Annotated in this window: 13 protein-coding genes; 5 read left to right on the plus strand and 8 right to left on the minus strand. The window is 70.5% G+C overall.

Features of this window, described 5'->3' with window-relative positions:
* Positions 1-133: 133 nt before the first annotated feature.
* The 3 genes from STSP_RS23215 to STSP_RS23225 form a co-directional block, all read right to left on the minus strand.
* A complete protein-coding gene (locus STSP_RS23215; RefSeq protein ID WP_067281516.1) occupies positions 134-1,588 on the minus strand; it encodes a peptidoglycan D,D-transpeptidase FtsI family protein in 1,455 nt (484 codons plus the stop codon).
* Positions 1,589-1,739: 151 nt separating this feature from the next.
* Positions 1,740-2,210, minus strand: coding sequence for a GNAT family N-acetyltransferase (locus STSP_RS23220; protein ID WP_067281517.1), 471 nt, complete (start codon positions 2,208-2,210; stop codon positions 1,740-1,742).
* Between the two features lie 93 nt (positions 2,211-2,303).
* On the minus strand, positions 2,304-3,077 hold the full coding sequence (locus STSP_RS23225) for an IclR family transcriptional regulator (protein WP_067281518.1): 774 nt from the start codon (positions 3,075-3,077) through the stop codon (positions 2,304-2,306).
* Positions 3,078-3,208: 131 nt separating this feature from the next.
* Here STSP_RS23225 and STSP_RS23230 point away from each other — a divergent pair, with 131 nt between their 5' ends.
* The 5 genes from STSP_RS23230 (at position 3,209) to STSP_RS23250 (ending at position 8,457) form a co-directional block, all read left to right on the plus strand.
* Positions 3,209-4,738, plus strand: a complete 1,530-nt coding sequence (locus tag STSP_RS23230) for an aldehyde dehydrogenase (NADP(+)) (RefSeq protein ID WP_078067428.1) — start codon at positions 3,209-3,211, stop codon at positions 4,736-4,738.
* Positions 4,739-4,835: 97 nt separating this feature from the next.
* A complete protein-coding gene (locus STSP_RS23235) occupies positions 4,836-5,444 on the plus strand; it encodes a DUF1349 domain-containing protein (RefSeq protein ID WP_067281527.1) in 609 nt (202 codons plus the stop codon).
* Between the two features lie 141 nt (positions 5,445-5,585).
* Positions 5,586-6,308, plus strand: a complete 723-nt coding sequence (locus STSP_RS23240) for a DsbA family oxidoreductase (protein WP_067281534.1) — start codon at positions 5,586-5,588, stop codon at positions 6,306-6,308.
* 144 nt (positions 6,309-6,452) lie between these two features.
* Positions 6,453-7,328, plus strand: coding sequence for a glycosyltransferase family 2 protein (locus STSP_RS23245; protein WP_067281547.1), 876 nt, complete (start codon positions 6,453-6,455; stop codon positions 7,326-7,328).
* Positions 7,329-7,401: 73 nt separating this feature from the next.
* A complete protein-coding gene (locus tag STSP_RS23250) occupies positions 7,402-8,457 on the plus strand; it encodes an aminotransferase class V-fold PLP-dependent enzyme (RefSeq protein WP_067281554.1) in 1,056 nt (351 codons plus the stop codon).
* Between the two features lie 159 nt (positions 8,458-8,616).
* Here the strand turns inward: STSP_RS23250 and thpD are convergent, their stop codons facing one another.
* From thpD to STSP_RS23275, 5 genes are all read right to left on the minus strand, one after another.
* Positions 8,617-9,504 carry an ectoine hydroxylase gene (gene thpD / locus STSP_RS23255; protein WP_067281563.1) on the minus strand — a complete coding sequence of 296 codons (888 nt, stop codon included), beginning with the start codon at positions 9,502-9,504 and terminating at the stop codon, positions 8,617-8,619.
* A 6-nt stretch (positions 9,505-9,510) separates the two neighbouring features.
* Positions 9,511-9,909, minus strand: a complete 399-nt coding sequence (locus STSP_RS23260; protein ID WP_067281566.1) for an ectoine synthase — start codon at positions 9,907-9,909, stop codon at positions 9,511-9,513.
* A 63-nt stretch (positions 9,910-9,972) separates the two neighbouring features.
* Positions 9,973-11,247 carry a diaminobutyrate--2-oxoglutarate transaminase gene (gene ectB / locus STSP_RS23265; RefSeq protein ID WP_067281569.1) on the minus strand — a complete coding sequence of 425 codons (1,275 nt, stop codon included), beginning with the start codon at positions 11,245-11,247 and terminating at the stop codon, positions 9,973-9,975.
* A gap of 79 nt (positions 11,248-11,326) precedes the next feature.
* Positions 11,327-11,875 (minus strand): diaminobutyrate acetyltransferase, encoded by a 549-nt coding sequence (ectA, locus tag STSP_RS23270; protein WP_078067429.1) that lies wholly within the window; start codon positions 11,873-11,875, stop codon positions 11,327-11,329.
* A gap of 395 nt (positions 11,876-12,270) precedes the next feature.
* On the minus strand, positions 12,271-12,864 hold the full coding sequence (locus STSP_RS23275) for a DinB family protein (protein WP_078067430.1): 594 nt from the start codon (positions 12,862-12,864) through the stop codon (positions 12,271-12,273).
* Positions 12,865-12,965 lie beyond the last annotated feature (101 nt).

Genomic DNA, 12,965 nt, shown 5'->3' on the forward strand with positions numbered 1-12,965 from the left:
CCGCTGTGGGCAGTCGTGCCGCTGGGGCGGCACGGGTGGGCACAGCGGCACCCCGACTTCGTCGGGCAAGCCGCGTGAAAGAGGGCCGCCCCCCCGGGGGACTGGGGGCGGCCCTCGCCTGTGGGGCGGAGGCTCAGCTCCGCAGCGCGGCCTGCATCATGGCCTTCGCGATCGGCGCCGCCAGCCCGTTGCCGCTGACCTCCGAGCGCGCCGCGTCCGACTGCTCGACGACCACGGCGACCGCGACCTCCTTGCCGCTGCTGTCGTCCTTCGCGTAGGACGTGAACCACGCGTACGGCGTCTTGCTGTTGTTCTCGCCGTGCTGCGCCGTACCGGTCTTGCCGCCCACCGTCGCGCCGGCCAGCTGCGCGTTGGTGCCCGTGCCGTCCTGGACGACCGTGACCATCGCGGACTGCAACTGCTCGGCCGTGGACGAGCTGACGATCCGCTTCGTGTCCGTGGTGTCGTCGTAGTCGGCCAGTACGTTGCCGTCCCCATCGGTGATCTGCGCCACCATGTGCGGCGACACCAGCTCACCGCCGTTGGCTATCGCCGCGGACACCATCGCCATCTGCAGCGGGGTCGCGGTGACGTCGAACTGCCCGATACCGGACAGGCCCGTCTGCGCCTGGTCCATGTCCGACGGATAGACGCTCTCGTACGCCCGCACCGGCACATCCAGCTCGGAGTCGTTGAAGCCGAACTTCTCGGCCATCGCCTTCACCTTGTCCTGGCCCAGGTCGACGGCCATCTTCGCGAAGACGTTGTTGCACGAGTACTGCAGGGCGGTGCGGATCGTGGCGTTCTCGCAGGGTGCGGCGGCGTTCTCGTTGCTGAGCACCGTGGTCGTGCCGGGCAGCGTGTAGGGGTCCGGGCTGTCCGTCTTGGTGTCCACCGAGGAGTACAGGCCGTCCTCGAGCGCCGCCGCCGCGACGACCAGCTTGAACGTCGAGCCGGGCGGCAGCGGCTGGCGCAGCGCGCGGTTCGTCATCGGCTTGTCGCTGTCGGTCGTCAGGGCCTGCCACGCCGCGGAGTCCGTGGTGCCGCTGATCTCCGACGGGTCGTACGACGGCGTCGAGACCAGGCCGAGGATCTTGCCCGTGGACGGATCGATGGCGACGGCCGCGCCCTTCTTGCCGCCGAGCGCGTCGTACGCCGCCTTCTGCACGTCGGGGTCGATGGTGGTGACGACGTCGCCGGGGTCGGCGCGCTTGCCCGTGACCGTGTCGACCGGGTTCTTCAGCCGGTTGTCCGTGCCGTCGAGCAGGTCCTGGTAGATGCCCTCGAGCTGGGTCGCCCCGTACACCTGCGAGCTGTAGCCCGTCACCGCCGCGTACAGCTTGCCGTCCTTGTACGTGCGCTCGTACGCGAGGTCACTGCCCGTCGTCCGCTTCGAGCCGGTGATCGCGTCACCGGCCACGATGATGTCGCCCAGCGGGTACGCGTACTTCTCGATCGCGATCCGCCGGTTGTTCTTGTTGTCCGCGAGGGCCTGGCCTTCGTAGAACTGCACCCACGTCGCCCTGACCAGCAGGGCGAGCACGAGCAGCAGGCTGAAGACCGAAGCGCGCCTGATCGTCTTGTTCATGCCGCTCTGAAGGACGAACGGGGTGGAGGCGATCGTTCCCGTCTCATGCCGTTCGGCCCGGTTTCTCAGGAATTCTTCATACGGGGTGCACGGACGGGAGACGCGGGGCACGGCCGGTGGCGACCGCTCAGCCTTTCAGGATCAGCACTGCTCAGCCCTTCAGGATCAGCACGACCTCGTCGATCTCCTCGCCTCGGGCGTTCGCGTAACCCCTGGCCTGGGCGGTCAGCTGGAATCCGCACTTTTCCAGGACGCGGCGCGACCCCGTGTTGTCGGCCGCGGCGCGGGCGTAGAGCGGGCGCTCGGGGACCAGTGCCAGCAGCTCCCGCAGCGCGGCCGTCGCGATCCCGCGGCCCCAGTACGCACGGTCGATCCAGTACGTCACCTCGCGCTCGCCCGGCTGCCCGTACACCGCGGCGCTCCCCACGACGTCGCCCTCCGCGAGGACCGTCCGTACGACGGCCGGCGAGTTGCGGATGCGCGCCCAGTGGGCGTCGAAGCGGGCGCGGTCCGACGGGTCCTGGGCGGTGAAGGCGGCCATGCGCAGCGCCTCGGGGTCGTTCGTCTGCCGGAAGAAGACCGGCAGATCGCTGTCGTGGACCTCGCGCAGCAGTACATGCATCAGAGCCTCCGGGGGCGGGTGTCAGAGTCTGCGGGTGGCGGGCGTCCGGGGCGTACGTGGGCGGCGAGGCCCCGCGGGCTGCGGGCGCGAGGGTCAGAGCCGGCGTGTGGCGAGTGTCAGGCGGTCGCGGGCGTCGAACAGGGCGTCCTTGATCGTCTGCTCGTGGGCCGGGGTCAGGCGGGCCACCGGGACCGAGCAACTGATCGCGTCGCGCGCCGGGGTGCGGTAGGGGATCGCGACGCCGAAGCAGCGCAGGCCGAGCGTGTTCTCCTCGCGGTCCACCGCGAAGCCCTGCTCGCGGACCTGGTGCAGTTCCTCGATGAGCTTCTCGCGGTCGGTGATCGTGTGCTCGGTGAGCGCGGGCAGCGTCTCCGGCAGCAGCTTGCGCACCTGCTCGTCGGTGTGGGTGGCCAGCAGCGCCTTGCCGAGGGACGTCGAGTGGGCGGGCAGTCGGCGGCCGACGCGCGTGAAGGGGCGCAGATAGTGCTGCGACTGGCGGGTGGCGAGATAGACGACGTTCGTGCCGTCGAGCCGCGCCAGGTGGATCGTCTCCGTCGTGTCGTCCGAGAGCCGGTCCAGCGTCGGGCGGGCGGCGGCCACGACCTCGTCGCCGTCGATGTACGAGGTGCCGACGAGGAGGGCGCGCACGCCGATGCCGTACCGCGTGCCCGTCGCGTCCGTCTCGACCCAGCCGAGCTCCACCAGCGTGCGCAGCAACATGTAGAGGCTGGACTTGGGGTAGCCGACGGCCTCCTGGACGGAGGCCAGCGAGTGCATTCCGGGGCGGCCGGCGAAGTACTCCAGCAATTCCACGGTGCGCACCGCGGACTTGACCTGCGAACCGCCGCCCGTCTCGCCTGCCGACATCGCGCTTGACCCCTTCGTTCGCCGGAAATAGTCTCCGAGGAGCGTTCATCATCAGAGACAGTGTTCAGCATATCGAACAGCCCTGGTGAGTGGGCACAAGAACTGCGGCATTACATCAGGAGGGACCCGCGGTGGCAGCAGCACCAGTCTGGAGTGTCGACCCCCGAACCGGGAAGCAGCGCGAGCAGGTTGCGGTGGAGGCCACAGCCCAGGAGGTGGACCAGGCCGTCCGCGCCGCGCACGCCGCCCGGGGAGCCCTCGCCGACCGCACCGTGCGCTCCGCGTTCCTGCGGACCGCGGCCGACCTCCTCGAAGGCGCCAAGGACCAGCTCGTCGAGGCCGCCGACGCCGAGACGGCGCTCGGCCCGGTCCGGCTCACCGGCGAGCTCGCCCGCACCTGCTACCAGCTGCGGGCCTTCGCCGGCATCGTCGACGAGGGCGCCTACCTGGGCATCGTCATCGACCACCCGGACGACACCGCGACCCCGCCCGTCCCGGACCTGCGCCGCTACAAGGTGCCGCTGGGCGTCGTCGCCGTCTACTCGGCGTCGAACTTCCCCTTCGCCTTCTCCGTGCCCGGCGGCGACACCGCGAGCGCGCTCGCCGCGGGCTGCCCGGTCGTCGTCAAGGCCCACCCCGACCACCCGGCGCTGTCCGAGCTGGTCGCCGCGGTACTGCGCCGGGCCGCCGCCCAGCACGGCATCCCCGAGGGCGTCGTCGGCCTGGTCCACGGCTTCGAGGCGGGCGTCGAGCTCGTCAAGCACCCGCTGATCGCCGCCGCCGGCTTCACCGGCTCCGTACGCGGCGGACGCGCGCTGTTCGACGCGGCGGCAGCCCGCCCGGTGCCGATCCCGTTCCACGGCGAGCTCGGCTCCCTCAACCCGGTCGTGGTCACCGAGGCGGCGGCCGCAGAGCGCGCCGAGCAGATCGGCACCGGCCTCGCCGGATCGATGACGCTGGGCGTCGGCCAGTTCTGCGTCAAGCCGGGTCTGGTGCTCGCGCCGTCCGGCACCGAGGGCGACCGCCTGGTGAAGTCGCTGACGGAGGCCGTCAGCAACGTCGATGCGGGCGTCCTGCTCGACCACCGCATGCGGGACAACTTCGTCGCGGGTGTCCGCGAGCGCGCCGAACTGCCCGATGTGGAGTCCCCGGTGACGCCCGGCTCGGGCGGCGAGCACACCGTCGCACCCGGCTTCCTCACCGTGCCCGCCGCCAAGCTGGCCGCCGAGGGCGAGCACGACGTCCTCCTGGAGGAGTGCTTCGGCCCGGTCACCGTGGTCGCCCGCTACGAGGACGAGGCGGAGGTCACCGCCGTACTGTCCCGGCTGCCCGGCAACCTGACGGCCACCGTCCACCTCTCGACGGAGGAGGCCGCCGGGCAGGGCAACGGCGCGGAGATCCTCGCCGAACTCACCCCGCTCGCCGGACGCGTGCTCGTCAACGGCTGGCCCACCGGTGTTGCTGTCGCACCCGCCCAGCACCACGGCGGCCCCTACCCGGCGACCACGTCCACCTCCACCTCGGTGGGCGCCACGGCGATCGAGCGCTGGCTGCGCCCGGTCACGTACCAGACCACGCCCGAGGCCCTGCTCCCGCCCGAGCTGCGCGACGACAACCCGCTGGGGCTGCCGCGCCGGTTCAACGGGCGCATGGAGATCTGAGCAGCGCACGCCGCGTAAGTCCACGCATATGACGGCGTATGCCGACGTATGCCCGACCGGTGGGCGGGGCACCCCGCCCACCTGGAACACTGTGGCGATGGATTTCGAACTCCCCGAACTCCCGTTCCCGCTGCGCACCTATGGCCCCGACGGCCACTGGTCGTACGAGGACGGTGCGCTCACCGGCTGGGCGGGCGCCCGCCAGGACCGCTTCGTGCCTCCCACGGGCGAGGCCCTGGACCCCGCCTCCGACGCACCCCGGTTGCTGGGCGCGCCGGAGGGCGACTTCCAGCTGATCGCCCGTGTCACCGTCGGCTTCGCGGCGGCCTTCGACGCGGGCGTGCTGTACGTGCACGTCGGCGAGCGTGCATGGGCGAAGCTCTGCCTGGAGCGTTCGCCGGACCTGCCCACGGTGTGCACGGTGGTGACCCGGGGCCATTCCGACGACGCCAACTCCTTCGTGGTGGACGGCAGCAGCGTCTGGCTCCGGGTCAGCCGCACCGGCCGGGCGTTCGCCTTCCACGCGTCGAGAGACGGCAAGGAGTGGACCTTCATCCGCCTCTTCACACTCGGCGACACCGAGGAATCGGCCGCCGCACTCGTCGGCTTCATGGCGCAGTCGCCGGTGGGCGAGGGCTGCGTCGCGGTCTTCGACGACATCGAGTTCCGGCCGAACTGGCCGGAGGGGCTGCGGGACGGCACCTGAACCTTGCGGGGCGCTGCCACCCTGCGGCCGGTGTGGCAGTGCCCCATCGCCGGGACCAGGGAATGAGCGGAGCCGCTTGAACGTTCACGTACTGCGCGGAGGGCGTCTCCGCGTCCGTACGAGTGGAGAGAAGCCGAAGAGATGCGCGTCGAGATCTGGACCGATATCGCCTGCCCCTGGTGTTATGTCGGAAAGGCCCGCTTCGAGAAGGCGCTCGGAGCCTTCCCGCACCGCGACGAGGTCGAGGTGGTGCACCGCTCCTTCGAGCTCGACCCGCACCGTGCCAAGGGCGACATCGAGCCCGTCCTCGGGATGCTGACCAAGAAGTACGGGATGAGCGAGGCGCAGGCGCAGGCCGGTGAGAACAACCTCGGCGCGCAGGCCGCGGCCGAGGGGCTCGAGTACCGCACCGAGGGCCGGGACCACGGCAGCACCTTCGACATGCACCGGCTGCTGCACCTCGCCAAGGAGCAGGGCAGGCAGGACGAGCTGATCAACGTGCTGTACCGGGCGAACTTCGCCGAGGAGCGGTCCGTCTTCGACGGCGACGAGCGTCTCGTGGAGCTCGCGGCTGCCGCCGGCCTGGACGCGGACGAGGCCCGCGCCGTGCTCGCTGATCCGGCCCGGTACGCCGACGAGGTGCGCGCGGACGAGCGCGAGGCCGCCGAACTGGGCGCCAACGGCGTTCCCTTCTTCGTCCTCGACCGCAGGTACGGCGTCTCGGGCGCCCAGCCCGCCGAGGTCTTCGCCCAGGCCCTCGAGCAGGCCTGGAGCAGCCGCGCGCCGTTGACGACGATCGCCGCGGCCACGGACGGGGACGGCGAGGCATGCGGGCCTGACGGCTGCGCCGTTCCGCAGCGGTAAAGCCGTAAAGCGGTAAAGCGGTAAGCAACGACATCCCTGCGGCCGCCTGGGCCGGTTGTGAGGTGAACGGGGCCCGTCTGCGGCTGGGCGGGGCGGTGAACGGCTACGATCACGGGCACCGTCGCCGAGATGAGGAGACCTCCCTTGTCCGAACCGCGCCTGGGTGTGGCCATCGTGACCATGGGCAACCGGCCCAAGGAGGTCGACGCGCTCCTTGAGGCGGTGGCCAAGCAGGACGTGCAGCCGTCCCGGATCGTGGTGGTGGGCAACGGCTCCCCGCTCCCCGAATTCCCCGGCGACGTGACCGTGATCGAGCTCGACGACAACCTAGGCTGCCCGGGCGGACGGAACGTCGCCATCTCGAGGCTGCGCGCGTTCGGAGACGTCGACGTCGTCATCGAGCTCGACGACGACGGGCTGCTCGTCGACGCCGACGTCTTCCGCACCGTCCAGCAGCTGTTCGCCAGCGACCCGCGCCTGGGCATCGTCGGCTTCCGCATCGCCGACGAGTACGGCGAGACCCAGCGTCGCCACGTGCCGCGCCTGCGGGCCAAGGACCCGATGCGCCGCGGCCTGGTGACCGCGTTCCTGGGAGGCGGGCACGCCTTCGCGATGCGGATGCTCGACGAGATCGGCGACTGGCCCGCGGACTTCTTCTTCTGCCACGAGGAGACGGACCTCGCCTGGCGGGCCCTGGACGCGGGCTGGAAGATCCTCTACGAGCCCGGTCTGCTCCTTCAGCACCCCAAGACCTCGCCGGCCCGGCACGCCGTCTACCACCGGATGACCGCCCGCAACCGCGTCTGGCTGGCGCGGCGCCGCCTTCCGTACCCGCTCATCCCCGTCTACCTGGGCACCTGGACCCTCCTCACCCTGGCCCGCACCCGGTCGCTGGGCGGTCTGCGGGCCTGGGCGGGCGGCTTCATGGAGGGCGTACGCACGCCGTGCGGCCCCCGGCGGGCCATGCGGTGGGCCACGGTGTGGCGGATGACCCGCCTGGGACGCCCACCGGTCATCTAGGCCCGTCACCGAGGCTGGTGCCCCTGAGAGAAACCCGATGGACCAGGAGTCGGAGCGGCGGCACAGTGGCCCCATGGAGACTCTCGCAGGCAGTCTTGCCGCCACCGAGTTCGCGCCCCGTACGACGTATCTGAACACCGCCAGCATCGGGGTCCTCCCCGCCCGTACCGTCGCCGCCATGCAGCAGGCCGTGGAGTCCGTGGCGGCGGGCAAGCCGTCCGACATGTTCGCGGACGTGGAGGCCGCGCGCGCCTCCTTCGCCCGGCTCGCGGGGGTTCCCGTGACCCGGGTCGCGGCCGGGTCGTCCGTCGCCGTCTATAGCGGGCTCATCGCCGCATCGCTGCCCGAGGGCGCCGAAGTCCTCACTGCCGAAGCCGACTTCAGCTCCGTCGTCAACCCGTTCCACGTCCGCCGGGACCTGAAGGTGCGCGCCGTGCCGCTGGAGGGCCTGGCCGAGGCGGTGCGCCCGGGCACGGCGCTCGTCGCCGTGAGCGCCGCGCAGTCCGCCGACGGCCGGGTCGCCGACCTGCCCGCGATCCGGGCGGCCGCGCGAGCACACGGCGCGCGGACGTACATCGACGTGTCCCAGGCCGCAGGCTGGCTGCCGCTCGACGCGGACGCCGACGACTTCACCGCCGCCGTCGCCTACAAGTGGCTGGTCTGCCCGCGCGGCGTCGCCTTCCTCGTCGTACCGGAGGACTTCGGCGGCCTGACCCCGGTCTTCGCGTCCTGGGTCGCGGGCGAGCGGCCCTGGGACAGCTGCTATGGGCCCGTCGAGGAACTCGCGCACTCCGCTCGGCGGTTCGACGAGAGCCCCAGCCTCCTCTCGTACGCCGGTGCACGGCACTCCCTCGCCCTGGTCGAGGAGATCGGGGTGGACGCCGTACGGGCACACGACCTGGCGCTCGCCGACCGGTTCCGCGCCGGCCTCGACTCGCTGGGCCACGAGCCGCTGCCCGCGCCCGGTTCGCCCATCGTCTCCGTCCCCGGACTCGGCCGGCTGCAGCCGGAGCTGAGCCGCGCGGGGATCGAGGTCTCCGACCGCGCCGGGAACCTGCGGGCGGCCTTCCATCTCTACAACGCCGCCGCGGACGTCGACCGGTTGCTGGACGCGCTGTCCGGCGTGTGAAGCACGACGGGCTCGGCACCCGAAAGGGTGCCGAGCCCATCCAGTCCTACGGGGTCACCGCACCGGAGTGAAATCCCTCGCCCCGATGCTGTGATTCCCGGGGGACGCTGCGCCCGACTGCCGCTGCGCGGCGGGCCGGACCCCCGGCAAGGAGTTGACTCACCGCACCGGAGTGAAATCCCTCGCCCCGATGAACGAAGGCCGCCGTATCGGAGCCGCGAAGGGCTCGACGGCCGCGTTCTCCACGCTGTTGAACACGATGAAGACGTTGCTGCGCGGGTACGGGGTGATGTTGTCGCCCGAGCCGTGCATGCAGTTGCAGTCGAACCAGGTCGCCGAGCCCGCCGGGCCGGTGAACAGCCGGATGCCGTGCCGGTCCGCGAACTTCGTCAGCGCCTCGTCCGACGGGGTGCCCGCGTCCTGCATCTGCAGGGACTTCTTGTAGTTGTCCTTCGGCGTCGCGCCCGCGCAGCCCAGGAACGTCTTGTGCGACCCGGGCATGATCATCAGACCGCCGTTCGTGGCGAAGTTCTCGGTCAGCGCGATCGACACGGACACGGTCCGCATGTTCGGCAGACCGTCCTCCGCGTGCCAGGTCTCGAAGTCCGAGTGCCAGTAGAAGCCGGACGCGCCGAAGCCGGGCTTGACGTTGATCCGCGACTGGTGGACGTACACGTCCGAGCCCAGGATCTGCCGGGCGCGGCCCACCACCCGCTCATCGCGCACGAGGCGGGCGAACACCTCGCTGATCTTGTGCACCTCGAAGACGGACCGGATCTCCTGCGACTTCGGCTCGACGATCGACCGCTCGTCGGCACGGATCGCCGGGTCTCCGATCAGCCGGTCGAGCTCGGCGCGGTAGACGGCGACCTCGTCGGGCGTGATCAGCTGCTCGACGGCCAGGAAGCCGTCGCGCTCGTACGACTCGAGGTCGGCCGCCGCGATCGGTCCCGCCTCACCCGGCGCCGACCAGACGACCGGGTCCTGCCGGGGGACCGCCACCTCCGCGGTGCCGCGGGTCGGGTACAGGTCGGTGATGGTGGTCATGGGGTGTCAGACCTCCTCGGTCAGCAGCGGGTAGACGCCGTTCTCGTCGTGGTCCTCCCGGCCGGTCACGGGCGGATTGAAGACGCAGACGCACCGGAAGTCCGTCTTGGGGCGCATGGTGTGGCGCTCATGGCCGTCCAGCAGGTACATCGTCCCGGGCGTGATCCAGTGCTTCTCGCCGGTCTCGTCGTTGGTCAGCTCGGCCTCGCCCTCCACGCAGAGGACGGCCTCGATGTGGTTCGCGTACCACATTGACGTCTCCGTACCCGCGTAAAGGATCGTCTCGTGGAGGGAGAAGCCGACCTTCTCCTTCGCGAGCACGATGCGCTTGCTCTCCCACGTGCCGGACTTGGCCTTCACATGACGGTCGGTGCCTTCGATGTCCTTGAACGATCGGACGATCACGGTGAGTTGGTGCCTTTCTTCGTTGTTCGTATCCCCACTGCCCCGAGGGCGCGGGGATCCCGGTCAGGCTGCGGTCTCGCGCACCGCTCGGGTGAGCGTCCGCAGCCCTTCCTCCAGCTCGTCGGGCGTGATGGTGAGGGCCGGAAGGAGCTTGACGACCTCGCCCTCCGGGCCCGACGTCTCGATGAGCAGGCCGAGTTCGAAGGCCCGCTTCGCCACGGCGCCGGCCCGCGCCTTGTCGTGGAACTCGACGCCCCACACCAGGCCGCGGCCCCGGTACTCCTTGACCTCGTCCCGGTGCTCGTCGGCGAGCGCGACCAGGGTCTGCTCGATCTGCTGGCCGCGGGCGAGGGTCTGCTTCTCCATGGCGGGCCCGTCCGACCAGTACGTCTCCAGGGCCGCGGCGGCCGTCACGAACGCCGGGTTGTTGCCGCGGAACGTGCCGTTGTGCTCGCCCGGCTCCCAGACGTCCAGCTCGGGCCTGAACAGGCAGAGCGACATGGGCAGTCCGTAGCCGCTGATGGACTTGGACACGGTCACGATGTCCGGCGTGATGCCCGCCTCCTCGAAGGAGAAGAACGCGCCGGTGCGGCCGCAGCCCATCTGGATGTCGTCGACGATCAGCAGCATGTCCTGGCGCTTGCACAGGTCGGCGAGGGCGCGCAGCCACTCGGGGCGCGCGACGTTGATGCCGCCCTCGCCCTGCACGGTCTCGACGATCACGGCGGCGGGCTGGTTGAGGCCCGAACCCTGGTCCTCGAGCAGCCGCTCGAACCACAGGAAGTCCGGGACCGTGCCGTCGAAGTAGTTGTCGAACGGCATCGGCGTGCCGTGGACCAGCGGGATCCCGGCGCCGGCGCGCTTGAAGGCGTTGCCGGTGACGGCGAGCGAGCCGAGCGACATGCCGTGGAAGGCGTTCGTGAACGACACGATCGCCTCGCGGCCCTTGACCTTGCGGGCCAGCTTCAGCGCGGACTCGACGGCGTTGGTGCCCGTCGGGCCCGGGAACATTACCTTGTACGGCAGGTCGCGCGGGCGCAGCACGAGGTTCTGGAAGGATTCGAGGAAGGCGCGTTTGGCCGTCGTCGACATGTCCAGGCCGTGCGTGACGCCGTCGCGCTCCAGGTAGTCGATCAGCGCGCGTTTCAGTACGGGGTTGTTGTGGCCGTAGTTGAGCGAGCCGGCGCCGGCGAAGAAGTCGAGGTACTCGTGGCCGTCCTCGTCGTACATACGGCTGCCCTGCGCACGGTCGAAGACGGTGGGCCAGCCGCGGCAGTAGCTGCGCACCTCCGACTCCAGGGTCTCGAAGACGCTCAGGTCGGGCTGGGTGATGGTCACAGCGAATCTCCTGGGAGATGGGGTGGGGGGATGTGGTCGGTAGGGGGGGAGTGCGTGGGGGGCTGGGGGAGTACTGCGGTCAGTCGCTCAGCGGGCCGATCCGGTAGAGCACCTCCGGGTCGTGCCCGCCGTCGGGGAACAGCGCCGCGTCGAACAGCACCTCCCGTGCGACCTGGGCCCCGTGCCGCTCGGCGTACGAGGTGAACAGGCGCTCCGATGCGGTGTTGCCGGGCGTGATCGTCGTCTCGAGAGAGCTGATCCCGCGCTCGCCGGCCACCCGGGAGGTGAGTCCCTCCAGAAGTGCGGCGGCGAGGCCACGGCCGCGGTGCGCCTCATCCACCGCCACCTGCCAGACCACCAGGGTCCCCGGGCGCTCGGGCCGGACGTAGCCGGTGATGAAGCCGACCGGCTCGCCGTCGGCGCCGCGGGCCACGAGGGAGGTGCCGGCGAAGTCACGGCACCACAGCAGATAGCTGTACGACGAGTTGAGATCGAGGGTCTTCGAGTCTCTGGCGATACGCCAGATCGCGGCTCCGTCCGCCACCTCCGGACTCTCAAGGCGGGGCACCGCGGGCAATTCCGCGAAGTCCTGTCGGGCACGTGCAAGGTCTGCTTGTGCAGCGGTCATGCGGAGTGAATTTACCGAGCAATTCCGTGGATTGCATCGCCGGACGGGGTTACGCCGGAAGCGTTTCTGTGTTATCGCGCGGGCGCGAGCGGCCCCGCGGGGCGGCGGCGAGAAGTGCCGGTTTGCCCAGGAAATAAGGGATGAAGCGGACGCGATGTGGAGTGCGTCACACGGGTGTAACTCTCACGAGACCTGACCGAATTACGTCGGTTGGTGTTCGCAGAATCTTTGCGTTTAGGATCCCGGAAAGCGGGCAGAAGAGCAACAGTAGCTGTGCCGAATTAATTCGGGAATTGCGGTGGGGTGTTTCTTCGGGGTTTCGGTCGGAGGTTTCGATCGAGGTTTCGTTTTCGATTTTCCGCGGACGCGTGCTGGCAAATGGGCTATGCGGTAACTCAGGTGCCGGTCACGCCGTCGATGCGCTCCCTGACGATGTCCGCGTGGCCGTTGTGGCGCGCGTACTCCTCGATCATGTGCACAAGGATCCAGCGGAGGCTGACCTCCAGGCCCGCCATCGGACCGTCACCGGGGATCGGGGCGGTCTCGTCGAGCGAGCGGTCGGCGCACAGCTCCCGGCCCCGGGCGATCTCCCGGCGCCAGACCTCCAGCGCCTCGGCGAGCCCGCGGTCCGGGTCCAGGGCGTACCCGTTGGAGTCGTTTCCGTACACCGGCGGTACGTCGAGCCCGGCGAACGTCCGCTGGAACCAGTTCCGTTCGACCTCGGCCAGATGCTGCACGAGGCCCAGCAGCGTCAGCGACGAGGGCTCGGCGGACGCATGCCTCACCTGCGCGTCGTCGAGCCCCGCGCACTTCAGCTCCAGCGTCGCGCGGTGGAACGCGAGCCAGCTCTCCAGCATGGGCCGCTCGGGGCCGGTCAGCAGCGGGAGGGGGCGGCCGTCGGGGAGCGTCGCGTACTCCTCGTACGTCCCCTCGGTCCCGTCGGTGCCGTCGGAGAAGGCGGGGGTCGGGCTGCCGGATGTCGTCGTCATGCACGGCAGCCTGGCACGCCCGCTCCGGGTCGGCGCGTCCTTTACGGAAGGCGTACGGAGGAGGTCGGCTGCGGCTGGGCAGCGCCCCGAAGGGGCGCGGG

This window comes from Streptomyces jeddahensis (assembly GCF_001642995.1).
GTDB classification, from domain to species: domain Bacteria; phylum Actinomycetota; class Actinomycetes; order Streptomycetales; family Streptomycetaceae; genus Streptomyces; species Streptomyces jeddahensis.